Origin of the sequence: Vreelandella jeotgali Hwa (assembly GCF_000334215.1) — a bacterium.
Classification (GTDB): domain Bacteria; phylum Pseudomonadota; class Gammaproteobacteria; order Pseudomonadales; family Halomonadaceae; genus Vreelandella; species Vreelandella jeotgali.
Map to the genome: position 1 here is coordinate 1 of NZ_AMQY01000016.1, position 25,790 is coordinate 25,790.

General features: G+C 63.2%; 25 protein-coding genes. 8 read left to right on the top strand and 17 right to left on the bottom strand.

Features of this window, described 5'->3' with window-relative positions:
• Nucleotides 1-669, bottom strand: a 669-nt coding sequence (locus tag C793_RS13690) for an energy-coupling factor ABC transporter permease (protein ID WP_156804986.1), incomplete at its 3' end; no start/stop codon positions are given.
• A gap of 282 nt (nt 670-951) precedes the next feature.
• On the opposite strand from C793_RS13690, the gene C793_RS0108280 reads away from it, so the two are divergent.
• Nucleotides 952-2,532 (top strand): ribonuclease J, encoded by a 1,581-nt coding sequence (locus C793_RS0108280; protein ID WP_026106189.1) that lies wholly within the window; start codon nt 952-954, stop codon nt 2,530-2,532.
• Nucleotides 2,533-2,559: 27 nt separating this feature from the next.
• Here C793_RS0108280 and moaE read toward each other — a convergent pair whose 3' ends face one another.
• The 16 genes from moaE to C793_RS0108365 form a co-directional block, all read right to left on the bottom strand.
• Entirely contained in the window at nt 2,560-3,087 is a 528-nt protein-coding gene (moaE, locus tag C793_RS0108285) for a molybdopterin synthase catalytic subunit MoaE (protein ID WP_017430470.1), read from the bottom strand.
• Between the two features lie 2 nt (nt 3,088-3,089).
• On the bottom strand, nt 3,090-3,893 hold the full coding sequence (gene moaC, locus C793_RS0108290; RefSeq protein ID WP_017430471.1) for a cyclic pyranopterin monophosphate synthase MoaC: 804 nt from the start codon (nt 3,891-3,893) through the stop codon (nt 3,090-3,092).
• 96 nt (nt 3,894-3,989) lie between these two features.
• Nucleotides 3,990-4,559 carry a molybdopterin-guanine dinucleotide biosynthesis protein B gene (gene mobB, locus C793_RS0108295; RefSeq protein ID WP_017430472.1) on the bottom strand — a complete coding sequence of 190 codons (570 nt, stop codon included), beginning with the start codon at nt 4,557-4,559 and terminating at the stop codon, nt 3,990-3,992.
• Nucleotides 4,560-4,655: 96 nt separating this feature from the next.
• Nucleotides 4,656-5,885, bottom strand: coding sequence for a uracil-xanthine permease family protein (locus C793_RS0108300; RefSeq protein ID WP_017430473.1), 1,230 nt, complete (start codon nt 5,883-5,885; stop codon nt 4,656-4,658).
• A gap of 118 nt (nt 5,886-6,003) precedes the next feature.
• Nucleotides 6,004-6,633 (bottom strand): uracil phosphoribosyltransferase, encoded by a 630-nt coding sequence (upp, locus tag C793_RS0108310; RefSeq protein ID WP_017430475.1) that lies wholly within the window; start codon nt 6,631-6,633, stop codon nt 6,004-6,006.
• A gap of 158 nt (nt 6,634-6,791) precedes the next feature.
• Nucleotides 6,792-7,487: a uracil-DNA glycosylase gene (ung, locus tag C793_RS0108315; RefSeq protein WP_017430476.1), complete on the bottom strand. Its 696-nt coding sequence runs from the start codon at nt 7,485-7,487 to the stop codon at nt 6,792-6,794.
• Nucleotides 7,488-7,709: 222 nt separating this feature from the next.
• A complete protein-coding gene (gene gpt, locus C793_RS0108320) occupies nt 7,710-8,189 on the bottom strand; it encodes a xanthine phosphoribosyltransferase (protein WP_017430477.1) in 480 nt (159 codons plus the stop codon).
• 6 nt (nt 8,190-8,195) lie between these two features.
• Nucleotides 8,196-8,741 carry an adenine phosphoribosyltransferase gene (locus C793_RS0108325; RefSeq protein ID WP_017430478.1) on the bottom strand — a complete coding sequence of 182 codons (546 nt, stop codon included), beginning with the start codon at nt 8,739-8,741 and terminating at the stop codon, nt 8,196-8,198.
• 153 nt (nt 8,742-8,894) lie between these two features.
• On the bottom strand, nt 8,895-10,190 hold the full coding sequence (locus C793_RS0108330) for an NCS2 family permease (protein WP_017430479.1): 1,296 nt from the start codon (nt 10,188-10,190) through the stop codon (nt 8,895-8,897).
• A 141-nt stretch (nt 10,191-10,331) separates the two neighbouring features.
• Nucleotides 10,332-10,967, bottom strand: coding sequence for a riboflavin synthase (locus C793_RS0108335; RefSeq protein WP_017430480.1), 636 nt, complete (start codon nt 10,965-10,967; stop codon nt 10,332-10,334).
• 161 nt (nt 10,968-11,128) lie between these two features.
• A complete protein-coding gene (locus C793_RS0108340) occupies nt 11,129-12,310 on the bottom strand; it encodes a thiolase family protein (protein ID WP_026106190.1) in 1,182 nt (393 codons plus the stop codon).
• Nucleotides 12,311-12,389: 79 nt separating this feature from the next.
• Nucleotides 12,390-13,577 carry an acyl-CoA dehydrogenase family protein gene (locus C793_RS0108345; RefSeq protein ID WP_051038357.1) on the bottom strand — a complete coding sequence of 396 codons (1,188 nt, stop codon included), beginning with the start codon at nt 13,575-13,577 and terminating at the stop codon, nt 12,390-12,392.
• A 111-nt stretch (nt 13,578-13,688) separates the two neighbouring features.
• Nucleotides 13,689-14,450 carry an SDR family NAD(P)-dependent oxidoreductase gene (locus tag C793_RS0108350; RefSeq protein ID WP_017430483.1) on the bottom strand — a complete coding sequence of 254 codons (762 nt, stop codon included), beginning with the start codon at nt 14,448-14,450 and terminating at the stop codon, nt 13,689-13,691.
• A 126-nt stretch (nt 14,451-14,576) separates the two neighbouring features.
• Nucleotides 14,577-15,383, bottom strand: coding sequence for an alpha/beta fold hydrolase (locus C793_RS0108355; RefSeq protein WP_017430484.1), 807 nt, complete (start codon nt 15,381-15,383; stop codon nt 14,577-14,579).
• Between the two features lie 81 nt (nt 15,384-15,464).
• Nucleotides 15,465-15,890, bottom strand: a complete 426-nt coding sequence (locus tag C793_RS0108360; protein ID WP_017430485.1) for a PaaI family thioesterase — start codon at nt 15,888-15,890, stop codon at nt 15,465-15,467.
• Nucleotides 15,887-17,563, bottom strand: a complete 1,677-nt coding sequence (locus C793_RS0108365) for an AMP-binding protein (protein WP_017430486.1) — start codon at nt 17,561-17,563, stop codon at nt 15,887-15,889. Before C793_RS0108365 ends, C793_RS0108360 begins: the two co-directional genes overlap by 4 nt.
• A gap of 174 nt (nt 17,564-17,737) precedes the next feature.
• On the opposite strand from C793_RS0108365, the gene C793_RS0108370 reads away from it, so the two are divergent.
• The 7 genes from C793_RS0108370 to C793_RS0108400 all read left to right on the top strand — a co-directional run bounded on the left by C793_RS0108370 (nt 17,738) and on the right by C793_RS0108400 (nt 25,778).
• Nucleotides 17,738-18,187, top strand: a complete 450-nt coding sequence (locus C793_RS0108370) for a MerR family transcriptional regulator (RefSeq protein WP_017430487.1) — start codon at nt 17,738-17,740, stop codon at nt 18,185-18,187.
• A gap of 195 nt (nt 18,188-18,382) precedes the next feature.
• Nucleotides 18,383-19,549, top strand: a complete 1,167-nt coding sequence (locus C793_RS0108375) for an isovaleryl-CoA dehydrogenase (RefSeq protein ID WP_017430488.1) — start codon at nt 18,383-18,385, stop codon at nt 19,547-19,549.
• A gap of 82 nt (nt 19,550-19,631) precedes the next feature.
• Nucleotides 19,632-21,239 (top strand): carboxyl transferase domain-containing protein, encoded by a 1,608-nt coding sequence (locus C793_RS0108380; RefSeq protein WP_017430489.1) that lies wholly within the window; start codon nt 19,632-19,634, stop codon nt 21,237-21,239.
• 13 nt (nt 21,240-21,252) lie between these two features.
• Entirely contained in the window at nt 21,253-22,077 is an 825-nt protein-coding gene (locus tag C793_RS0108385; protein WP_017430490.1) for an enoyl-CoA hydratase-related protein, read from the top strand.
• A complete protein-coding gene (locus C793_RS0108390) occupies nt 22,077-24,128 on the top strand; it encodes an acetyl/propionyl/methylcrotonyl-CoA carboxylase subunit alpha (RefSeq protein ID WP_017430491.1) in 2,052 nt (683 codons plus the stop codon). Before C793_RS0108385 ends, C793_RS0108390 begins: the two co-directional genes overlap by 1 nt.
• A 48-nt stretch (nt 24,129-24,176) precedes the next feature.
• On the top strand, nt 24,177-25,100 hold the full coding sequence (locus tag C793_RS0108395; protein ID WP_017430492.1) for a hydroxymethylglutaryl-CoA lyase: 924 nt from the start codon (nt 24,177-24,179) through the stop codon (nt 25,098-25,100).
• 96 nt (nt 25,101-25,196) lie between these two features.
• Complete coding sequence (locus C793_RS0108400; protein WP_017430493.1) at nt 25,197-25,778, top strand: peroxidase-related enzyme; 582 nt, start codon at nt 25,197-25,199, stop codon at nt 25,776-25,778.
• Nucleotides 25,779-25,790: the final 12 nt, after the last annotated feature.

The following is a 25,790-nucleotide window of genomic DNA, read 5'->3' on the forward strand; positions in this document are numbered from 1 at the left end:
GTGTCTGTCTATATAGCGATGATCATTGAAGGTGGCCACCCAGTTCGGGTGGTACACCATCAGAATGATCAGCAGCATCCCGGTAATAAAGGCTTCGGACGGCATCAACAGCGGTAAAAACCGGGCGTACTCCTGCGCCAGCAGCACCGCCTGGGTATCGTGACTGCCCACCAGAATCAGGCCCACGGCGGCCAGCCCGCCGGCCAGGGTCGCCAGCGCCGAACCGAAAAAACCGCAGACAAACATGAACAGCATGAGGTTGTCCGGCATTTTGCGGTCGACAAGCCGCCACACCAGCCCCACCACAATCGCCGGCACGATGCCCGTGACCAGCACGTTGACGCCCAGCAGCGACCATTCGTTGCGCCCGATGGCCACCATGGCCACGTTGACCAGGACGTTACTCACCAGGGCCAGCGGCGCCTTGAAGAGCAAAAGCAGCAGCGTGGTAAACACCAGGTGCAGCGTCAGCCAGTCCACCGCCTGGGCGCGCAGCTGCCAGAGCAGCACGACGCCCAGGGTGGCCGCCAGCCAGCGATGCTGCAGCGCGGTATCATCGAGCAGTGCCTGCCAGGGCCTGAGGGTCATGATCCAGACAATCAGCGCCAGCGATACCGCGGCGCAGAGCACCAGCAGCCAGGGAGCCAGCACGCTTTGGGCAAATGACATGATAACCTCGACCCGAGACTGATCCGGCGCCGGAGACATCATGGCAGCCACGCGTATCGCCGGACCGGCGTTGACGAAAAAAGCGGGCGCATTGTAACCAATAGCGCCATCCAACGCACCGGCCACAGAGGTACGATTGTGACTCGCCCTCGCAATCCCGTATAGTTAACGCCTTACTTTAAAGGCTTTTTGTACCCGATGGATCCCACCCGCGTTACCGTTCGCTCCCGCCACCGCTTTTCCCTGCGCCTGTTACCGCTGGGCGGCTGCGGTGAAATCGGAATGAACCTGACGCTGTACGGCTACAACGACGAATGGATCGCCGTGGACTGCGGCATGATGATCCGCCAGGATCTGCCGGATACGCCACTACAGGTGCCCAACCTGGAAACGCCCCGTGGTCTGGGCATCACGCCTCAGGCGCTGTTTATTACCCACGGCCATGAAGACCACATCGGTGCCGTTGCCTGGCTCTGGCCGCAGTGGCAGTGCCCGATTTACGCAACCCCGTTCAGCGCCGGCCTCCTGCGCCTCAAGTTTGCCGAGCACGGCCTGCCGGCGGACGTTATCCGCGTGGTGGAACCCGGCGAAGCGCTGGAAAACGGCGCTTTCACCCTGCGTTATTTACCCCTGCCCCACTCCATTCCGGAAAGCTGCGCGCTGCTGATCGTTGCCGGCAACCGGCGCGTTCTGCATACCGGCGACTGGAAGCTTGACCCGGACCCGCTGGTCGGGCCGCCTTTGGACCCCGAACAGTTCCGCGCGCTGGCCCCGATCGACCTGGTCGTCGGCGACTCAACCAACGCGCCGGTCGCGGGGTATTCGGCCAGCGAAGGCGACGTGGCCCGTGCGCTGTCGCGAACGCTGGCGGAATGCCGGGGGCGCGTGGTGGTGTCGTGCTTTGCCAGCAACATTGCCCGTATTCTGGCCGTTGCCCGGGCAGCGCAGCAATGCGGGCGCCGCATCAGCCTCATGGGGCGCTCGATGGAACGCATGGTCGGCGTGGCCCGGGGGCTGGGGTATCTGGCAGAGCTGCCGCCGCTTGTGCCGATTCAAGATCTCGGCTACCTGCCGCCCGACGAAGTCGTGGTCATCGCCACCGGCAGCCAGGGCGAGCCCCGCGCGGCATTGACGCGCCTGGCGCAGGGACGCCACCCGCACCTGGAGCTCACCGCCGGCGACAATGTCATCTTCTCGGCCAAGGCGATCCCCGGCAACGAGCGCCCCATCGAGCGGCTGAAAAAACGCCTGGAACGCCTCAGCGTTCAGGTATTCGACGAGTTCAACCGCCCGGCGCTGCACGCTACCGGCCATCCGGCCCGGGCCGAACTGGAAACGCTGTACGACTGGGTAGCCCCCCGGCAGTTGCTGCCCGTTCACGGCGAGGCGCGGCATCAACAGGCGCACCGGCAGATTGCGGCCGAGCGGGGTATCGAGGCACCGCTGGCCCCGGTCAACGGCGACATGCTGCGCCATGACGCCCAGGGCCTGCATCTCGAAGCGCGTTATCCGCAGCCGCCCTGCATCGTCCGCCGGAATGCCATTGTGCCGCACCCGGGCCTCGATGAAAGCGGTGACCGGGGGCGTCGGGGGAATCTGTATCTGGCGCTGCCGGTAACCGCCACGGCGACCGGCTGGGCACGCATCGGCCGGCTGATGCTGGACAACACCGGCACCGGCTCGCTGGATGAAGACAGCTTCAGCGACTGGCTTGACGATCAGCTTGATGCCATCCATGCCGATACCCTGGCCGAGCTGCGCCAGTCGCTCAAACCGCGCATGCTCGGCTGGCTGAGTGACCACATGCAGCACCTGCCCGACATCCACCTGCAGATCATGCCCGCCGAGATGCCGCTGAGCTAACAGCCGGTTCTGCTCCGTCCTGCCCTGTCAGCGGTCGCTGTCGTCCCAGCGATCGGCATCCGCGTGATCGGTTCCACGCTCGCTGACCCAGTAATCGCCGTGGCGGGCGTGTTCCTTTTTCCAGAACGGCGCCCGGGTCTTGAGAAAATCCATGATGAAATCGCAGGCCTCAAAGGCATCCCGGCGGTGCGCGCTGGCCACGCTGACCCGCACAATGCCGTCCCCCGGGGTCATGTAGCCGACCCGATGTACCACGCGCACGGCGTTGAGCGACCAGCGCTGCCAGGCCTGGCCGGCAATATCCTCGAGGGTTTTCTCGGTCATGCCCGGATAGTGCTCAAGGGTCAGCCCGGTGACGTCGGGCGACTCGTTGAAATCGCGCACCAGCCCGGTAAAGCAGACAACGGCCCCGATATCGTGGCGTCCACGGCTCAGCTCGCGGCTGTCATCTTCGCCGGCAAAGGGCTCGCGCTGAACGCTTACGCGAATGTCTTTGCCAATGTCTTTGCCAAGGTCCTGGCGAAGGTCTGTGCGAAAATCCTTGCGAACGCTCATGCCTAGCCTCCGGTCACCGGCGGGAAAAACGCGACTTCGTCCTCGTCGGTTATCCGCGCGCTATCGTTGGCCATGACCTGGTTGATGGCACAGAGTACCCGGCGCTCGCTCAGCGCGGCAAAGGCCGGGTCGCGGTCCTTGAGCGCCGCTTTCAAACCCGCCACGTCGCAGCGTTCCAATTGATCGAGATCCATTAGAGTTTCGCTGTCGCCCACGCGCTCGCGGAGTTCGGCCAGAAACTTGACGCGCACGCAGGGGGCGTCGCTGCGTTCGCCCAGGGAAACTTCCCGGGCGGCGCTATCGCCGGTCACAATGGGGTCCTCGACGTCGCTGCCCGGGCGCTGATAGTCACCGCTCTGGCCGCCGCTTTTCTGCTCCAGCTGTACGGCTTCGATGTGCATGCCCTTGTCGACCGCCTTGCACATGTCATAAAGCGTCAGGCATGCCACGGATACCGCGGTCAGCGCCTCCATTTCCACGCCGGTGCGTCCGGTCAGCCGGCACGTCGACTCCACCCGGACACAGCTGTGCGACGGGTCCACGTGAAACTCCAGCCCGACCTTGGACAGCGCCAGCGAGTGGCACAGCGGGATCAGCTCGTGGGTACGCTTGGCGGCCTGTATGCCGGCGATGCGCGCGGTGGCAATGACATCGCCCTTGGGCAGCGCGCCGTCGACCAACAGTTCGAGGGTTTCCGGCTGCATGACAATGCGCCCCGATGCCACGGCCTCACGACGGCTCTGCTCTTTACCGCCCACGTCAACCATGCGGGCTTCTCCCCGCGCATCAAGGTGTGTCAGCTGCATGTTGTTCCCCTTTTCCTTCATCCTGACGTGGCGGCGCTGTGCTGTCAGCGTTCGCCAGGCCAATCGTCAATGCCTGCATGATTCAACCGGCGCGCATCATTCAGCGGGGCCGGCGCGCTGCTCCGCTGCCCAGCGGGCAACCCACCCGGCCGTGGCCCCGGGGTCGTCCAGGTCCAGCCGGCTGATGCCGGGTGCCGCCGAGTGTTCGGCAAAGGCTTGCCGATCCTCGTCCTTGACCGCCACGGCCTCGACCCACGGATCCTGAAATATGGCCGGATCACCGACGCCTTCGCGATACAGGACGAGCTTGGGCAGCGGCCATGACTTGAAGCCCTCGGCAATCACCAGATCCGGCGCCCGAGGGACCATCAGGCTCAGCAATCGCTCCAGGTCGGGTTCGTCCTGGCCGGGGGTTTCTTCCATCAGCGCAAACCGCTCTCGCGATGCCACCAGCATCGGCGCGGCGCCGGCGGTACGCAGGCGGTAGCTGTCCTTGCCGGGCTTGTCCACGTCAAAGGCATGGTGGGCATGTTTGATCACGCCCACATTGAGCCCGGCTTCTTCCAGCAGCGGGAGCAGCTGTTCCAGCAGAGTGGTTTTCCCCGTGCCGCTCCAGGCCGATACCGCAAGCACCGGAAAAGGCAGGTCAAGATCGGATACCGCCATGTTGTCTCCTGAACCAGCGTCTCCGGAAGCGAAGACGTCCGAAACTGAATGAGAGTCGTTTAACCGAGGATACGGGAATAAAAGTTGCTTGTACCGTCAGGCTTCGTCCTCGGCGCCGGGCAGTATCCAGTTAAGCACAATCCCCACAACGGCGGCCAGGCTCACGCCCTGGAGGGTAAACTGGCCATTGCCGAACTGCATGCCGCCAATGCCGAACACCAGAATCAATGACGCCACGACCAGGTTACGCGGCGCGGTCAAGGCCTGCCCCGCACGTACCAGGGTATTCATGCCGACAACCGCAATGGAGCCAAACAGCAGCGTCATGATACCCCCCATCACCGGAGCGGGAATGGTCTGCAGAAAAGCGCCCAGCTTGGCAAAAAACGCCAGCAGAATCGCCGTGACCGCCGCCACCAGCATGTATTTTGTATTGAAGGCGCGGGTCAGCGTCACCGCGCCGGTTACTTCGGAATAGGTGGTGTTGGGCGGCCCGCCGAATAGCGCGGCCGCCATGGTGGCCAGGCCGTCGCCCAGCAGGGTGCGGTGCAGGCCGGGCTTTTCGAGGTAGTTTTTCCCCGTGACCGAGCCGATGGCCACCATGTCGCCGATGTGTTCCACCGCCGGGGCAATGGCGACCGGTACCATGAACAGCATCGCCGCCCAGTGAAACGTTGGCAGGGTGAAGTCCGGCAGCGCCAGCCAGGCGCTTTCCTGCATCGGGGTAAAATCCACCACCCCCATGACCAGGGCCAGCACATAGCCGGTGGCGATGCCGCCCATGATCGGCACCAGACGCAACAGCCCACGGCCGAACACCGCGAGTATCAGCGTAACCATCAGGCTGGCCATGGACAGCACAATGGCGTGGCCGTAACCGATATGCTCGCTGTTTTCCCCGGTGGCCATATCGACCGCCACCGGCGCCAGCGCCAAACCGATTACCATGATGATCGGCCCGACCACGATGGGCGGCAGCAGCCGATGCAGCCAGGCCGTCCCTTTCAGGCGTACAGCCTGAGCCACTACCACATAGGCGAGCCCCGCCGTCATCAGCCCGCCCAGCGTAGCCGATACGCCAAAGCTGGCAACCGAGCCCTGGACAGGAGCAATAAAGGCAAACGACGAGGCGAGGAATACGGGCACGCTATTACGCGTGACAAAATGAAAAATCAGCGTGCCGATCCCTGCCGTGAACAGCGCCACGTTGGGCGACAGGCCGGTCAGCAGCGGCACCAGTACCAGCGAACCAAAGGCAACGAACAGCATCTGCACGCCGGTTAACAGCAGTTTGGGCCAGGATTCGACCGGGGCGGACTCAGTCACGGTGGAAAGTTCTCCTGAAACGATGGCAAACGGTGGTGACGGGCGAGCGCAACCCGCGAGTGCCGCAAAAAAACGCCCCCGACGTGAAACGCAAGGGGCTGTTCATGGTGGGCACGGCTTAGCGGGTACCGAATATCTTGTCGCCGGCATCACCCAGCCCGGGGACAATGTAGCCGTTTTCATCCAGCCGCTCGTCTATCGAAGCGGTATAGATCGTGACATCCGGGTAGGCCTGCTGGACGCGCTCGATGCCTTCCGGGGCGGCGACCAGCACGATGACCTTCATTTCCTGACAGCCGCGCTCGCGCAGCATGTCCAGGGTCGCTACCATCGAGCCGCCGGTGGCCAGCATGGGATCGATCACCACGGCCAGGCGTTCCTGGATATCGTTGGTAAACTTTTCAAAGTACGGCACGGGCTGCAGAGTGCTTTCGTCGCGATACAGCCCGACCACGCTGATTCGCGCGCTGGGAAGCAAGTCCGTAACGCCTTCGAGCATCCCCAGCCCGGCGCGGAGAATGGGCACCACCGTTACTTTCTTGCCTTTCAGCCGCCGCGTGGCGATGGGCTCGCCGTTCCAGCCCTGGATCTCGTGATCCTCGAGCAGCAGCCCCTGGGTGGCTTCGTAGGTCAGCAGCTTGGCGACCTCGCCGGCCAGCTCGCGAAAGCTCTTGGTACTGAGCCCGGCTTCGCGCAACAGTCCCAGCTTGTGTTGCACCAGCGGATGGTCAATGGCGTGAACGGTCATGGGGGCTCCTCGTTCGGGACGCGTTCGGAAACAGGGCAACGGGCCGACGTTACCCGGGCCCGGCGTTACGGGCTCGTATCAAATTGCGCCGCATTATACGCGCCCCACCCCGCCACGTTAAGGCATACCGCAAGATACACGGCGTCGGCAAACCCGAGTCAGGATACCCTGCCGGGATCGTCAGGCAGCTGCCAGTCCACCGGCTCGCGGCCCTGCTGCTCGAGAAAGGCATTGGCGCGGGAAAAATGCCGCGTGCCGAAAAAACCGCGATGCGCCGAGAGCGGCGACGGATGCGGGGCCTCCAGCACCAGGTGACGCTGCTGATCGATCAGCGCTTTCTTCTTGCGTGCATGGCTGCCCCAGAGCATGAACACGGAGGGCTGCGCCCGAGCGCTGACCGTTTCAATGGCGCGATCGGTAAAGGTTTCCCAGCCCTTGCCCCGGTGCGAGGCCGCCTGGCCCTGCTCTACCGTCAGCGCGGTGTTGAGCAGCAGCACGCCCTGGCGAGCCCAGGGTTCGAGAAAGCCGTGGTTGACCGGCGTAACGCCGATGTCAGTGGCCAGCTCCTTGTACAGATTGACCAGCGACGGCGGCACCTTCACCCCCGGCTGCACGGAAAAGCACAGCCCGTGGGCCTGACCGGGTCCGTGGTAGGGGTCCTGCCCCAGAATGACGACCTTGACCGTGGACAGCGGGGTCAGCTCAAACGCGCGAAACCACCGCGACGAATGCGGAAAAATCACTTTGCGGGCCGCTTTTTCGTCCGCGAGAAAACGCTTCAGCGCCTGGATGTAGTCGGCCTCGAACTCGGCGCCCAGCCATTGATTCCAATCGTCGGGTAACGGACTCGGCATGTTCACTCCCGGTGTTTATACCAGCACACTTATTCCAGTACATTCATTCCAGTACATTCATTCCCGAACATTCATTCCCGAACATTCATTCCCGAACATTCATTCCCGAACATTCATTCCCGAACATTCATTTGCGCACGGTTACTTACTCACGCATGGCTGCTTATTCATGCAGGGTCGCTTGTTCTCGCACTTGATAGCTCGGCAGGGTCGCCCACGGTCTTATTTTCTGACCTGGTCCACCAGCGGTTCGACGTAGGCCACGCCCATATCCCAGGGGAACTGGATCCAGCAGTGCTGCCCCACCTCGGTGAGGTACTGATCCACCAGCGGGCGACCGCCGGGCTTGGCATAGACGGTCACGAAATGCGCCCGGGGCAGCATGTCCCTGACAGCCCGGGCGGTTTTGCCGGTATCCACCAGATCATCCACCAGCAGCCAGCCTTCGCCGTCGTGGTCCGCGCCCTTGAGCACCTCAAGGCCGCCCTGCTCGCGGTAGTCATAGCTTTTGATACAGACGGTATCAATCAGGCGCACGTTCAATTCCCGAGCGATGAGCGCGGCGGGAATCAAGCCGCCCCGGGTAATCGCCATGATGCCCTGAAAATCCCGCTCGACCAGCTGGTGGCTGAGCTGGCGCACGTCGCGGTGCAGCTGATCCCAGGATACGGTGAAATGCTGATGGTAGCGCTCGCTGCTCATGGGACATTACTCGTCTTCGGTGAATGAACAAACCGCGAAGACACTATAGCCGGCCTCGCGGATTTTATCCGACCCGCCCAGCTCGGGCAGATCAATAATGGTAGACGTATCAACCACCTGGCCACCGCTACGCTGTATCAGGTTGGCCGCAGCCAGCATGGTGCCGCCGGTTGCAATCAGGTCGTCCACCAGCAGAATACGGTCGCCCCGGGAAAAGGCATCGGCGTGAAGCTCGACCTCGGAATGGCCGTATTCCAGCTTGTAGGTTTCGCTGAGCGTCTTGAACGGCAGCTTGCCTTTCTTGCGCACGGGCACAAAGCTGCAGCCCAGCTCGTAGGCCAGCGGTGCGCCAATAATAAAGCCCCGGGCATCAATCGCCGCGATGGCGTCGATTTGCTGATCCTGGTAGCGATACACAAAGCTGTCGATCAATTTGCGAAACGCCGCGTTATTCTGCAGCAGCGGGGTAATATCGCGAAAATTGACGCCGGGTTCGGGCCAGTCGGGCACCGTGCGAATAACGGACTTGATATACTCACCGTGGATGCTCATTGCGTCTCTCATGGGCCGGTAAATGATCGATCAATGGCCACCGCCGGGTGGCTTTGAGACCGCCGGGTGGCTTTGAGAGGGTTGCCCGGGCCTGCCAGCGCACGCGGCCGGGTGGCCGTTCGGCATGTTGCCGCACGGCGGGTTATGCGGATATCAAAGGTACACAAACTTGCCGACAAACATCAGCGCGAGAATCACCACCGCCGGGTTCAAATCCTTGAAACGCCCGGCCAGCAGCTTGATCGCCACATAGCTGACAAAGCCCAGCGCAATGCCCTCGGCAATCGAGTAGGTCAGCGGCATGCCGATCGCGGCCAGCAGCACCGGCGCCGCTTCGGTAGGGTCATTCCAGTCGGCATGGGACAGGCTGCCGGCCATCAGCACCGCCACATACAGCAGCGCGCCGGCGGTGGCGTAGGCCGGAATGGAGCCGGCCAGCGGGGCAAAAAACAGGCTGACAAGAAACATGACCGCCACGACGACCGCGGTCAGTCCGGTACGGCCGCCCGAGGCAATCCCCGCCGTGGATTCGATATAGCTGGTCGTGGTGGACGTGCCCAGCACCGCACCGGCCATGGTGGCGCTGCTATCCGCCATCATGGCTCGCCCGAGACGCGGCAGCTTGCCGTCTTCCGCCATCAGGTTACCGCGGTGAGCAACACCGACCAGGGTGCCCGACGTATCGAACAGATCCACAAACAGGAAGGCAAACACCACGCTGATCATGGCCACATCGAGGGCGCCGGGCAGGTCCATCTGCATGAAGGTGGGAACTACCGACGGCGGCATGGACATCAGGCCGCCGTACTGGTTATGCCCCAGTAGCGTTGCTACCAGCGTCACGCCCAGAATACCGATGAGCACCGCGCCGGTAACGCGCCGATAGGCCAGCGCGGTAATCACGAAAAAGCCCACCAGAGCATACACCGCCGAGGGCGCGGTCAGATCGCCCACGGTGACAAAGGTCGCCTCGTTGGCCACCACGATACCGGCATTTTTCAGCGCGATCATGGCCAGAAACAGGCCGATACCCGAGGCGATACCCAGCCGGAGCGTGAACGGGATGGCATTGATGATCCACTCGCGCACGCGCAGGATACCCAGCAGGAAAAAGCACAGCCCCGACAGGAACACCGCGCCCAGCGCTACCTGCCAGGTATGCCCCATCCCCAGCACCACGCTGTAGGTAAAAAAGGCGTTGAGCCCCATGCCCGGTGCCAGGGCGATCGGATAGTTGGCCCAGATTCCCATGATCAGACAGCCGAGCGCCGCTGCCAGACAGGTCGCAACAAAGACGGCGCCTTCGTCCATCCCCGCCTGAGCAAGAATGCTCGGGTTGACGAAGATAATGTAGGCCATGGTCAGAAAGGTCGTGACCCCGGCAATCACCTCGGTTTTGACGCTGGTATTGTGTTCGCTGAGCTTGAAGTGACGATCGAGAAAGGTCATTGGGGCCTGGGTCCTTGGCGCCGGTGTGTGTCGCAGGTTCCATGATCGAACCGACCGGCTGGGAGCGTAAAAGCGCTCATTTTACCCAAAGGCCGACCACGATGCGAGCACCGGATGCCGAGTAGCACGGTGCCCCGTCGTTTACTGCGTCGCTGCGCTGCGACTTTGCAGAAAGCGCTCGGCGGTCTCCACGATCGCCTGTGTCTGCGGATCGATTTCGATGTTCACGGCGTCGCCCGCGACGCGGTCGCCGAGCGTCGTGCGCACCAGGGTTTCGGGAATCAGGTCAACGCAGAATGCCGCCGCTTCACCCACCGGCCGGCGTACCTCGCCGACCGTCAGGCTGATACCGTCCAGCCCCACATACCCCTTGTCAAACACAAAGCGCGCGCAAGCATCCGACAGCGAAAACCACAGCCGACGGTTATCCGGGGCCTCCTCGATGGAGAGCACGTCGGCCACGTCCATGACGTGACCCGACATGGCGTGACCGCCGATTTCATCGCCAAAGCGCGCGGCACGCTCGATATTGACACGGCTGCCAACAACAATATCGCCCAGGTTGGTTACCCGCAGGGTTTCACGCATCAGGTCAAAATGGACGTGGTCACCCTCGATCGCGGTAACCGTCAGGCAAACGCCGTTGTGTGCTACCGAGGCCCCGGTCTTCAGCCCCTGGCGCAGCGGCTCGGGCATGGCCATTACGTGGGTACGAAACGCCTCGCGCTCGCGCACCTCGACAACATCGGCCGTGCCCTGAACGATCCCCGTAAACATCAACTGTCTCCTTGCTGTAGCAATGCGGTATCAACACCCTGCGTGAATGGCCAACGCGACGGGCCAGCGGCGATTATGCCACTGCAGCAAGGATTTTTCGCCCGGCCGGACGATGGTCAAAGGCCCTGCCGAGCGAAACGACGCGCCAGGGAAACGGCGAGTCAGGCCAGCTCGATAGCAACCGCCGTGGCTTCGCCCCCGCCGATACAAAGCGCTGCCACGCCGCGCCGGAGGCCTTTCTGTTGCAGGGCATTCATCAGCGTGACCAGAATACGCGACCCCGACGACCCGATGGGATGCCCCAAAGCGCAGGCACCGCCGTAGACGTTGACCTTTTGTTCATCCAGCCCGAGCGCGTCAATCGCCAGCAGGGACACCGCGGCAAAGGCTTCATTGATCTCGAAAAGATCCACGTCGTCGCGGTGCCAGCCGGTTTTTTCCAGCACTTTTTCCACGGCACCGATGGGCGCCAGGGTAAATTCCTCCGGCAGCCGGGCGTGGGTGGCGTGGGCGACGATCCTCGCCTGCACCGTCAGCCCGCGGGCACCGGCTTCTGCCGCCGACGCCAGCACCAGCGCCGAGGCCCCGTCGCTGATGGAGCTGGCGTTGGCAGCAGTAACACTACCGTCGCGGGTAAAAGCCGGCTTCAGCCCGGGAATCCTGTCCGGGCGCGCGTTACCCGGCTGCTCGTCGGTATCCACCAGAGTATCGCCGCGACGGCCAGAGACGGTCACCGGGCTGATTTCAGGCTCGAACCAGCCATGCTCAATCGCCGCATTGGCGCGCTCCAGCGACTGAATGGCAAAGTCATCCATCCGCTCGCGGGTAATGCCGCCATTGTCGGCACTCTGCTGGGCAAAAACGCCCATCAGCTCGCCCTGATAGGCATCTTCCAGCCCATCCAGAAACATGCTGTCCAGAACCTGACCGTGTCCCATGCGCATACCGCGACGCGCCCGGGGCAAAAGATACGGCGCCTGGCTCATGTTCTCCATGCCGCCCGCCACCATGAGGTCGGCGGTTCCCGCCCGAATCTGGTCATGCGCCAGAATCACCGCCTGCATCCCCGAGCCACACATCTTGTTGACGGTGGTACAGCCGGCACTGTCCGGAATCTCCGACGCTCGGGAAGCCTGTCGCGCCGGGGCCTGCCCCAGACCGCCGGGCAGCACGCAGCCCATGATTACCGCCTGAACATCGGCCGGCGCCAGACCGCTACGCTCGATGGCGGCGCGGATGGACGTCGCCCCCAGATCCGGCGAGCGCACCGCTTCCAGGCTCCCCATCATGCTGCCCATGGGGGTGCGGGCGGCGCCTGCTATTACTACGTTACTATCACTCATGGTTACCTCCATGCACCTGGCGCCTTCGCCGACGCATGTCCAAAGATATATAGGTTCGGTTCGGGTCGGGCCGCCGCTATCAGGCTCTGCCCAGAAGGGACCGCGCGATGATTTCCTTCATGACCTCCGAGGTGCCGCCGTAAATGCGCTGGACACGCGCATCCATGAAGGCGCGGGACACCGGATATTCCGTGGTATAGCCGTAGCCGCCAAACAGCTGCAGGCATCCATCGGCCACACGGCACTGCATTTCCGTGGCGCTGTACTTGGCCATGGAGGCGGTGGGCGCATCCAGGTCTCCCGCCTCATATTTGCCAATGCACTGGTCAACAAAGGCTTTATTGACCCGGCAATCGGTCTCCATCCGGGCCACTTCAAACCGGGTATTCTGCAGCTGCGCCAGCTTGCCGCCGAACAGTTCCCGCTCCTGGCAATACTCGAGCGTCAGGTCCAGGGTGCCGCGCGCGGCTGCCACTCCGAGCGCCCCGATCACCAGGCGCTCGCGCGCCAGCTCCTGCATCAGATAGACAAAGCCCTTGCCCTCCTCGCCGATCAGCGCTGACGCCGGCACGCGCATATCGGTAAAAAACAGCTCCGAGGTATCCCCGCTGTGCTGGCCGATCTTGTCGAGATTGCGCCCTCGGCTATAGCCGGGCAGGCGGGTATCCACGAGAAACAGGCTGACACCCCTGGCCCCTGCCGCCGGGTCGGTTTTGGCCGCCACGATGACCATATCCGCATGCTGGCCGTTGGTAATGAAGGTCTTGGAACCGTTCAGGACGTATTCGTCGCCCTCGCGCACGGCACGGGTGCGCATGGCCTGGAGGTCACTGCCGGCCCCCGGTTCGGTCATGGCAATGGCGCCCACTACCTCACCCGACACCATTTTCGGCAGCCACTGCTGCTTCTGGGCGTCGTTACACAGATGACTGATATACGGCGCCACGATATCCGAATGCACCATGACGCTGGTTGACAGCGCCCCGAACCCCATACGCGCGATTTCTTCGCCAACCGCCACGGAGTACGCCATCGGCGCCTCGAGGCCGCCATCGTCTTCCGCCACATCCACACACAGCATGCCGGCCTCACCCAGCGTCTTCCACAGCGACCGGGGCACCTGACCGTCCTGCTCCCAGGCGTCGTAATACGGCGCCACTTCGGTCTCCAGCGCCTTGACCACCGACGCCCGGAACAGCGCGAGTTCTTCTTCATCTATTTCAGGGGAGTCTGTTACAGGTGAGCCTGTTACAGGGGAGTCTGTCATAGAAAAGTCTGTCTCATGGGGCATGGCGCCCTCCCGTTTTCGACGCACCGCGGTAAGCGGCGCGTTTCAGGTAACATTGCCTATATAGGCTCTGCTGCAGGGCTGCGACACCTATTTGGGCGCCATGCGCAGAGCGCTGTCCAGACGAACCACCTCGCCGTTGAGAACCGGATTGCGCACCATCTGGTCCGCCATCATGCCGAACTCCTCCGGCTTGCCCAGACGTTTGGGAAAGGGCAGCGTCGCGGCGAGGCTTTCCTGCACCTCGTCGGGCATGCCCGCCATCATCGGGGTCATGAAAATGCCGGGGGCGATGGTATTCACACGGATGCCTTCCCGCGCCAGCTCCCGGGCCGCCTGCAGCGTCAGCGACACCACGCCGCCCTTGGAGGCGCTGTAGGCGGACTGCCCGATCTGCCCTTCGTAGGCGGCAACCGAGGCCGTATTGACCACAACGCCGCGCTCGCCATCGGCATTGGGCTCACGCTGTGCCATGTCGGCCGCTGCCAGCCGCAGCATGTTGAAGGTACCGATGAGATTGACCTGGATGACGCTGCTGAAATCCGCCAGTGGCATCGTGCCCTTGCGCCCCAGAATCTTGCCCGCCGGGGCAACACCCGCACAGTTGACGGCAATTCCGCAAAGACCGTGGGCTTCCCGCGCCTCGGACAGGGCCGCTTCGGCGCTATCCGGCGAACTGACATCGCAGTGAATAAAAATGCCGCCGATATCCCGGGCGACCTGCTCACCCTGGTCGGCCTGCAGATCCAGAATGGCCACCCTGCAGCCGGCTGCCGCCAGCGCCCGTGCCGCGCCTTCACCCAGCCCGGAGGCACCTCCCGTGACAATGGTGGGTACGTTGTTGAATTCCATGCCTGTATCTCCTCGGCTTGCCTTTGGGTTGCGCACAAAGTCTGTATCAGATTGACTTTCTAAACTATCCTTTACGTTAACGTAAGCCTAAACAGATCGACGTGGAAAATAAACCCGTTGGCAGCTTCATTCAGCGATTTGCGACCCTTGCAGGAAGGCGGTTACGGCTTCGAGGACCTGATCGGGTTGCTCCCGGTGGGGTACGTGCCCGCAGCCTTCGAGGACAGCAAGGGTCGTCGGCCCCGGGGGCAGAGACGCGATACGCTCCGGCTGCTGTAGCGAGCCGTATTCGTCGCTATCGCCGTGAATCGCCAGCACCGGGCACTGCACCCGCGCCAGGCTTTCGTTGAGGTTCCATTGCCGAAACGCCTCCGACAGCCAGGTATCCACCCAGGCGCTCAGCACCCATTCTGCCTTGTCGCCGTGATACTTGCGTAAGCGCGCCATCTGTTCGGGCCGGGCAAATGCCTGTCGGGCTTCGCGTATTCCGGCCAGGGTGCGCTCTTCGACAAACGCCTGCGCGGATTCGCTGATAACGCCGCGACAGCGCGCCGGCATCAATGCCGCGCTGACGCTGGCCATGCCTCCGCCCACGCTGTGACCGAAGGCGATAAAATCGTCATGGCCGAGCGCTTCAAGCAGCGCCGGCACGACCTCACTGGCCTCTTCGTGGATAAACCCCGCGGGTAGCTCTCCGGCGCAGGCATCCGACTCACCGAAGCCGAGCCGATCGTAGGCAACCACCGAGCGCCGGGTTGCCAGTGCCAGCGCCCGAGGGAAGTCACGCCACAGCGCGACACACCCCAGCGAGTCGTGAAAAAGCACGATGGGCGCCCGCCCTTCATGGCAAGCTTCTTCCGGCTCCCACTGCCGGGCAAACAGGGTTCCCCCGGCGGCAGAAATCCGATAATCACGGGGGTGGATCGTCGTCATGGCCTGGCGTCTCCTGTCTCGGGTCGAGAGCCGGGAACGCGCATTAAGCCCCTTTCTGCCGCTCCCGAATCTCGCATGGCGTCAGCGATCCACCGCGCCGGGCGGAATCGAGTACGTGATGGTGGCGTGGGCAACCGGCGCCTCAACGCCGCGGGAATGGATAAACACCTCGCCCATGCCCAGGCTACGCCCCACTTTCAGCATGGTGGCCTGCGCCCGCAGGGGCGTATTGGCCGCCGGTTTATGCAGAAAGTTGATGGTCAGGCTGGTCGTGACCGCCAGCGGCACCAGGCCGATACGGCTGAGCAGCGCGGCATACAGCGCAACATCCGCCAGCCCCATCATCACCGGGCCGGATACGGTGCCGCCCGGCCGCAGGTGGCTGTCCTCCACGTCCAGCCCCATTTCCGCCCAGCCATCGCCGAGATCCTGCAGAGAGCCGAAGGCCGCGCCCTGGGGAAACTGCTCGTGAAGAAAGCGGCCGAGCTGTTCAAGAGTCACCGTCATGCGTGCGGCTCTTCGCTGGCCTGATGACGCAGGACAAAGCGCTGAATCTTGCCACTGGGCGTTTTGGGCAGCTCGTCGACAAAGGTGATATCGCGGGGGAACGCATGCGCGGAAAGGCGCCGGCGGACCAGCTCCTTGAGCTCATCCTGAAGGTCCTTGGGATCGACCCGGGCGTAGTCTGCCTTGATCACCACATAGGCCTTGATGATCGCGCCACGCTGCTCGTCGGGCTTGGCCACCACCCCGGACTCGGCTACCGCCGCATGCTCCAGCAGGGTATTTTCCACATCGGCCGGCCCCACCCGGTAGCCGGACGTGGTAATGATGTCGTCGTCGCGGCCGCTGAAGGAAAAGCTCCCGTCGCCGTGGGCAATCGCCATATCGCCGGTGAGGTAATAGCCGTTGACAAAGGGGTTCTTCTCGCTCCACGTATAGCCGTCAAAATGAAACAGCGGCGAAGCCTCGACGTCCACGGCGATCTGCCCGACTTCCCCCTCGCCGACCTCTTCATACTGCTCGTCCAGCGCCACGATTCTGTGGCCGGGAGAGGAGTAGCCCATGGCACCGGCGCGTACGGGGTGCTCCAGCTCATGAAAGTTGCAGCAGGTCATGCCGGTTTCGGTCTGGCCATAGTGGTCGGTTACCTCGCAGTGGAAACGCTCCCTGATCCAGTTGACCACTTCCGGATTCAGCGGCTCGCCGGCGCTGCTGGCAGCGCGCAGCCCGAGGTTTTCGCCGGGGGGCAGCACCTCGTCGTTGGCCTTGAGAACGCGATACGCCGTCGGCGCCGCGGCGAGATTGGTGATGCCGTACTTGCGAATCATGGCGTAGGTGGATTCCGGCGTGAACGCCCCGGGGTAGAAATGCGTCGCGTGCCCCATCAGCAGCGGCCCGACCACGGCGTAATACAGGCCGTAGGCCCAGCCGGGATCCGCGACGTTCCAGAAAACATCGTCATCGCGCAGGCCCACGGCGTATTTCATGTAGATATAAAACGCCAGCAGCGCACGCGCCGGCACGGCAACCCCCTTGGCCTTGCCGACGGTACCCGAGGTAAACATCTGCAGAAACGGGTCGTCGCCGGTAATCATCACCGGTTCAAAATCCGCAGCCTGCGACGCCAGGGCGGGGTAAAAATCCGCCGCCTCGCGGCTGACTCCGCCGCTCTCGGTATTGGCGGCTACCTCAGGGGCACCCACGCACAGCACCGGGCAACAGGCCTCGACGTCGTCGAGCTTGGGGCAGTTGGTGGCATCGGTGACCACCAGCCGGGTAGCGGCGCGCTCGAGGCGATACTCGATGGCACCGGAACCAAAAGCGGTAAACAGCGGCTGATACACCGCCCCCACGCGCAGGGTTCCGGCAATCACGATCAGCAGCTCCGGCCCTCTGGGCAGCAGGCCCGCCACGCGATCTCCCCTGCCGATGCCGAGGCCGTCGAGATAGTTGGCAAAACGTGCCGACTGCTCCTTGAGCTCATGGAAGGTAAGGACGCCCTCGCCTCCTTCGTCCGTCTCGTAATACAGCGCGACTTTCTGCGGGTCGCCGGCCCATTTGTCACAAAGCTCATGGCAGACGTTCAGCCCGCCCTTCAGGCTGCCGTCGAGGATATCGGCTTCGAGGGCGACGGGGTCAAAGTTGTCGTGGACGTCGGCATGCTGCGGTAGGCTCATGGTCTTTTCCTGATATTGTTGTCATTGGATGTCAGGATCAACCATTAGCACAGGGGTCACTTTACGTAAAGGTAAACCAAGGGAGGAGGGCAGCGCCATTGCTGACCGGTCTCGGCCTGTCGACGCGCAGCAGCATCGACTGAATCGACGACCGGCTTGCAAACGACCGGAATCATGTTTACGTTAACGTCAACTTTATATAGCCTGATTGAAGGAAACCCGACCATTAACAGTAAAAGAACCTACAGCATCAGCGAGCTATCGCGGGAATTCGATATTACCACCCGCAGCATCCGCTTCTACGAGGACCAGGGATTGATCAATCCTTCCCGGCGCGGACAGACCCGGGTTTTCAGCACCAAGGACAGGGTGCGCCTGAAACTGATCCTCCGGGGCAAGCGCATGGGGTTTTCGCTGGCGGAAACCCGGGAACTGTTCGAGCTCTGGGACGAGACGCTGCTGGGTAACGAAAAGCAGCTTATCAAGATGCTGACCCTGCTGAGCGACAAACGAACCTATCTGGAACAGCAGAAAAAGGACATCAGCCTGGTCGAGATGGAAATCGATTCGGCAGAGACCCGGTGTCGGGAAGCGCTGGCCGAGGTGCAGAAGAAAAAGCCCTGACGGCGTAGCGGCATCAGAATCGACGGCTGCCGCGTCTTGCCTCCCTTCATCTTTTGCCGACAGCTTCCATCGACAGCTTCTATCACCAGTTTTTTACCGACAGCTTCTACTTACAACGACCGCTTCCATCTACAACGACCATTTCCACCTACAACAACCGGTCTTCATCCGGCTCATAACACTGGGGTTCGCATCATGAAATCACCGTATTCCGAGCTTAACTTCGGCCTGGGCGAAACGCTCGACATACTCCGCGAGCAGGTCAATCACTTTGCTGCTACCGAGATCGCCCCTCGCGCCGAAGAGATCGACCGCACCAACGAATTTCCTGCCGATCTCTGGCAAAAATTCGGCGATATGGGCCTGCTGGGGATCACCGTGGACGAGGCCTACGGCGGCTCGGGCATGGGCTACATGGCGCACGTTATCGCCGTTGAAGAAATCAGCCGCGCCTCGGCCTCCGTGGGTCTTTCCTACGGCGCCCACTCCAACCTCTGCGTCAACCAGATCCACCGCAACGGCAGCGAAGCGCAAAAGCAGGCCTACCTGCCCAAACTCGTCAGCGGCGAACACGTCGGCGCTTTGGCCATGTCCGAGCCCAACGCCGGTTCCGACGTGGTATCGATGAAACTCAGCGCCCGCGACGAGGGGGACCACTACGTCCTCAACGGCAACAAGATGTGGATCACCAACGGGCCCGACGCCAGCGTTTACGTGATTTATGCCAAAACCGACCGCGACGCCGGCTCAAAAGGCATCACCGCCTTTATCGTCGAAAGCGGCTGGGAAGGTTTCAGCCAACACCAGAAGCTCGACAAGCTGGGCATGCGCGGCTCCAACACCTGCGAGCTGGTATTTCAGGACTGCAAGGTGCCGAAAGAGAATGTGCTTGGCGGGGTCGGCAACGGTGCCCGGGTGCTCATGAGCGGCCTGGATTATGAACGCCTGGTGCTCTCCGGCGGGCCTCTGGGCATCATGCAAGCAGCCATGGATCTGGTCGTCCCCTACATCCGCGAGCGTAAACAGTTCGGCCAGGCCATCGGCGAGTTCGAGCTGGTGCAGGGCAAGGTCGCGGATATGTACACCTGGATGAACACCGCCAGATCCTACGTCTACATGGTGTCCCAGTCCGCCGACCGGGGGGAAACCACGCGCAAGGACTCGGCCGGTGCGATTCTCTACTCCGCGGAAATGGCGACCAAAATGGCGCTGGATGCGATTCAGCTGCTGGGCGGCAACGGCTATATCAACGAGTTTCCCGCAGGGCGTCTCCTGCGCGATGCCAAGCTGTATGAAATCGGCGCCGGCACGTCCGAAATACGCCGCATGCTGATTGGCCGCGAGCTTTTCCTGAACAAATAGCGGCTCCCGGGCCAAGCGCCGTTTCGGGGCCGGCCGGCACCGCATCACGCCTACCGCACACGATGCAGGGAACCCACGTTTTATGACCATACTGCAAAGCCACATCAACTCGGGGTCCGAGGACTTTCAGACCAACCGGGCCGACATGGCAGACGCCGTTGCCGACCTCCAGGACAAGGTCGCCACCATTCACCAGGGCGGCGGCCCCGCCTACCAGCAACGCCATACCGATCGCGGCAAACTGTTGCCCCGAGAGCGGGTCGACCGCTTGCTGGATGAAGGCTCGCCCTTTCTCGAAATCGGCCAGCTGGCGGCCTACAACGTCTACGACGAAGACGTGCCGGCGGCGGGAATCATCGCCGGCGTGGGGCGCGTGTCCGGCACCGAGTGCATGATCATTGCCAACGACGCCACGGTAAAAGGCGGCACCTACTATCCGCTGACCGTTAAAAAGCACCTGCGCGCCCAGGAAATTGCCCTGGCCAACCGTCTGCCCTGCATCTATCTCGTGGATTCCGGCGGCGCCAACCTGCCCCATCAGGATGAAGTCTTTGCCGACCGCGACCACTTTGGGCGCATTTTCTACAATCAGGCGCGGATGTCCGCCGATGATATCCCCCAGATTGCCGTCGTCATGGGCCTGTGTACCGCCGGGGGCGCCTATGTGCCCGCCATGGCCGACGAATCCATTATCGTCCGCAACCAGGGCACCATCTTTCTGGCGGGGCCACCGCTGGTCAAGGCGGCAACCGGCGAAGAAGTCACCGCCGAGGAGCTGGGCGGCGCCGACGTACACTGCAAGACCTCCGGTGTCGCCGATCACTACGCCGAAAACGACGGCCACGCCCTGGCCACGGCACGGCGCTGTATCGCCCACCTCAACCGCCGGAAACCCGCCGAAGCCGAGATTCAAACGCCTTTGCCGCCCCGCCATGATCCCGAGGAGATCTACGGCATCGTCGGCACCGACCTGCGCAAACAGTTCGACGTGCGCGACATCATCGCGCGCACGGTGGACGACTCGGCCTTCGATGAATTCAAGCGCCACTACGGCTCAACGCTGGTTACCGGCTTTGCCCACATACACGGCTACCCGGTGGGTATCGTCGCCAACAACGGCATCCTGTTCAGCGAGTCGGCGCAGAAAGGCGCGCACTTTATCGAACTTTGCTCCCAGCGCCGCATTCCGCTGCTGTTCCTGCAGAACATCACCGGCTTCATGGTCGGGCGCAAGTATGAGGCCGAGGGCATCGCCAAACACGGCGCCAAAATGGTCATGGCGGTGGCCTGCGCCAGCGTGCCCAAGATCACCGTGCTGATCGGCGGCAGCTACGGCGCCGGCAATTACGGCATGTGCGGCCGCGCCTACAGCCCCGACTTCCTGTGGATGTGGCCCAACGCGCGGATTTCGGTCATGGGCGGCGAACAAGCGGCCGGCGTGCTGGCGCAGGTGCGCCGGGACAGCAAGGAGCGCAAGGGCGAGGAATGGAGCGACGCGGACGAAGCGGCCTTCAAGAAACCGATTGCCGATAAGTACGAGCACCAGGGGCATCCCTACTACGCCAGCGCCCGGCTCTGGGATGACGGCGTCATCGACCCGGCGCAGACCCGGGAGGTGGTAGCCCTCAGCCTCTCTGCCACCCTAAACCGGCCGGCGGAAGCCACACGCTTCGGCGTATTCCGGATGTAATGGGAGCCGCACCATGACCGACAACAACACCACACCCGAGCCGGAAGCAGCCGTCGTTCTCCAGCGCCGCGCGCCTGGCGTCAGCGAGATCGTGCTCAACCGGCCGGAAAAGCGCAACGCCTTTGACGACGTCATCATCGGACAGTTGCTCGACGCCCTGACCGACGTCAATGCCGACCCTGATACGGCGGTGGTCGTGCTGCGTTCGGCGGGCAAGCATTTCTCGGCGGGGGCCGATCTGGGCTGGATGCGGCGCATGGCCGACAACAGCCAGCAGGAAAACCTCGAGGACTCCCGCGAGCTGGCACGGCTGATGGACTGCCTCAATCATCTCGACAAGCCGGTCATCGGCCTGGTGCAGGGCGCTGCCTTCGGCGGCGCCGTGGGGCTGGCCGCCTGCTGTGACATGGTGATTGCCAGCGAAGCGACCCGCTTCTGCCTGAGCGAAGTCAAGCTCGGCCTGATTCCCGCCGTGATCAGCCCCTACGTAGTCCGCGCCATGGGCGAACGTCAGGCGCGCCGCTACTTCATTTCCGCGGAAGTCTTCAGCGCCCGGGAAGCCGAACACTTTGGCCTGGTGCATTGCGTTTGCGAAGACGTTGAGGCCATGCACGCCCGCTGCGATGCCCTGCTGCACCAGCTGGCGCAAAACGGCCCTGAAGCCATGCAGGCGGCCAAGCGCCTGATATTTGCCGTCAGCCATCAACCGATTGACGACACCCTGCGGGAAGACACGGCCCGCCGCATCGCCGAGATCCGCGTCGGCGCCGAAGGTCAGGAAGGACTCAGCGCCTTTCTCGACAAACGCCACGCCAACTGGATGCCGGAGACCTCCTGATGTTCAATACCATCCTGATTGCCAACCGGGGCGAAATTGCCTGCCGTATTATCCGCACGGCTCGGCGTATGGGGATTCGCTGTATTGCGGTCTATTCCGATGCCGACGCCGACGCTCATCATGTCAACCTCGCCGATGAGGCGTTTCGCATCGGCCCGGCACCGGCCGCCGACAGCTATCTGCAAACCGACAGGCTGATCGATATTGCCCGGCGCAGCGGCGCCGAGGCCATTCACCCGGGCTACGGCTTTGTCTCCGAAAACGCCGATTTTGCCGAAGCCTGCGAAGCCCGGGGGCTGGTCTTCATCGGCCCGCCCGCCGCGGCCATTGCCGCCATGGGCTCCAAGTCCGCCGCCAAGGCCATCATGGCCGACGCCGGGGTTCCCCTGGTGCCCGGCTATCACGGCGACGACCAGTCGCCGGCTACCCTGCGCCGCGAAGCCGAAAAATGCGGCTTCCCCCTGCTGCTGAAAGCCGTCGCCGGCGGCGGCGGCAAGGGCATGCGCGTAGTCGCCGACCTGGCGGAATTCGACGAGGCCCTCGCCGCGGCCCAGCGCGAAGCCACCAATGCCTTCGGCAACCCGGATATGCTCATCGAGCGCTATCTCACCCGGCCCCGCCACGTGGAAATCCAGGTATTCTGTGACCACGACGGCCGTGGGGTTTATCTCGCCGAGCGCGACTGCTCGATTCAGCGCCGCCACCAGAAAGTGCTGGAAGAAGCCCCGGCGCCGGGCCTGAGCGATGCCACCCGCCAGGCCATGGGGGAAGCCGCGGTCAAGGCAGCGCAGGCCATTGACTATGTGGGGGCCGGCACCGTGGAGTTTCTCTACGATGTCGACGGCTCGTTTTTCTTCATGGAAATGAACACCCGGCTGCAGGTGGAACACCCGGTGACCGAAATGGTGACCGGCCAGGATCTGGTGGAATGGCAGCTCAACATTGCCGGCGGTGCGCCCCTGCCACTGGCGCAACCGCAGATCACCACCCGGGGACACGCTGTCGAAGCGCGCGTCTACGCCGAGGACCCGGCGCAGGATTTTCTCCCCGCCACCGGCCGTCTGCGCTACCTGAGAACGCCGGCAGAAAGCGAGCATGTGCGCGTTGATACCGGCGTCGTCGAAGGCGATGACATCAGCATTTACTACGACCCCATGATTGCCAAGCTGATTGTCCACGATGCCACCCGCGAGCAGGCCATCAACCGCCTGACCCAGGCGCTGGAGCAATACCGCATCGCCGGCGTCAAGACCAACGTGCACTTTCTTCACGCCCTGGCCGACGCCCCGGCCTTCCGCGAGGCCAGGCTGACAACCGGCTTTATCGACGACCATCAGCCACAGCTGCTGGCCGACTCCGGCCTCGATACCCACACCACCCTGGTGCTGGCCGCCGGCTTCATGCTGGAAGCGCCGGACAGCGACGGCGCCCCGGGGTCGGGGCCCGACCCCGACTCGCCCTTCAACCGCCGGGACAGCTGGCGCCTGAACAGCGAACACACCTCGACGCTACGGCTGGAAGTCGACGGCACGCTGCACGATCTGAGCGTACGGCAGCGCAACGGCCGTTACCGCATCGCCGTGGACGACGCGGTTTATGATCTTGTCGCCAGGCGCGAGGCCGACGTTCTCCAGGCCACTATCAACGATCACCGCATCCGCGTGCACGGCCACCTTCAGGATGACCGCCTGGTACTGTTTTATCGCGGGGAAAGCCTCCACTGCACCCGCTATCGCGAACGCTACGGTGAGGAAGACCTTGCCCCCGAGGGCGGGCTCAGCGCGCCCATGAACGGCGCCATCGTCGCGGTCAAGGCAGCGGTAGGCGACGCCGTCAGCGCCGGCCAGACGCTGGTGGTCATGGAGGCCATGAAGATGGAGCACGCGATCAAGGCGCCGGCAGACGGTGTCGTCAGCCAGGTCTTCCATGCCGAAGGTGACCAGGTCGCGGAAAGTGAAGAACTGATCGCCGTTGACGTGGCCGAAGAGGACAGCGACGCCGGGGATGGCGATCATCATTCCGGGCCCCACGCGGCAGATGCCGCCGGGTAGGTTAACCGCCCCGCGCCGGGCCGCGACAATCACCGAGGAGACACGCCGATGACTTTGCCCCGAGAGGTGCGGCTGGTGGAAATGAGCCCCAGGGACGGCCTGCAGAATGAAGCCGGCCCCCTGATTGCGACCGACATCAAGACCGAGCTGATTAACCGTCTGGGCGATAGCGGCCTCGGTCATATCGAGGCAGCCAGCTTTGTGTCGCCACGCTGGGTGCCGCAGATGGGCGACGCCGCCGAGGTCATGGCGGGTATCCGGCGCCGGCCGGATGTGCGTCACGCCGCGCTGACGCCCAACCTGAAAGGCTTCGAGAATGCGCTGGCGGCCGGCGTGAACGAGGTCGCGGTCTTTGCCGCTGCGTCCGAATCCTTCAGCCGGCACAACATCAACTGCTCGATTGCCGACAGCCTGGCCCGCTTTTATCCGGTCATGGAGGCGGCCCGGGAACACGACATTCCGGTACGCGGCTATGTGTCCACCGTGCTTGGCTGCCCCTACGAGGGTGATATCGACCCGCAGCAGGTCGCCCGGGTGGCCGGCGAACTCGCCGACATGGGCTGCCATGAAATTTCCCTGGGCGATACCATCGGCACGGGCACGCCGCTAAAGGCCAAACGCATGCTAGCGGCCGTCACCCAAAAAGTCCGCGTCGAACGCCTGGCCGCGCACTTTCACGATACCTACGGCCAGGCGCTGGCCAACCTTTTCGCCGTGCTGGAAGAAGGCGTCAGCGTTATTGACGCCTCGGTCGCCGGCCTTGGCGGCTGCCCCTATGCTCAGGGCGCTTCCGGCAACGTCGCCACCGAGGACGTGCTTTACCTGCTCGACGGTCTGGGCATCCGGACCGGCGTCAACCTGGACAGCCTGGCGGCAACAGGGGACTGGATCAGCCGGCAGCTCGAACGGCCCAACGGCTCGAAAACCGGCCAGGCGCTGGGGGCAACTCGCCAGGGAGCCGCCGACGGCTGATACAGCCCGCCGGCATGGCCAACTGCTGCAAACAGCTCATACAAACCGTTTATTCAAACCACGCATACAAACAACTGATACGACCGTGGAGTTTCCATGACCCAAGCCCCTGACAACGTGGTGGCGCTGGACCTGCCGATACCCGGCGAAGAAGACCTTCCTGCCGATGTGCGCGAGTATTTCGCGCTTTGCCGCGAAAAGCTCGGCATGGTGCCCAATGTGCTCACCGCTTACAGCCACAATCTGAAACAGCTGGCGGGCTTCAGCGGCTTCTACAATGAATTGATGCTTGGCGACAGCGAGCTGACTCGGCTGGAACGGGAAATGATTGCCGTGGTGGTTTCGTCGGAAAACCGATGTTTTTACTGCCTTGTTGCGCATGGCGCGGCGGTACGGGTCATGAGCGGCGACCCGACGCTGGGCGAGCACCTTGTCATGAACTATCGCACCGCCCGGCTGGACCAGCGCCAGCGCGCCATGCTGGATTTTGCGTCGCACCTGACCCGCTCACCGTCCACGGTCACTGCAGAAACCGTGCAGCAGCTCCGGGAGGCCGGCTTCAGCGACACCGGCATCTGGGATCTAAGCAACGTCATCGGCTGCTACAACATGACCAATCGCGTGGCGATTGCCAGTGACATGCAGCCCAACCCCGAATATCACGGCCAGAGTCGCTAACAGGCCGGCCGT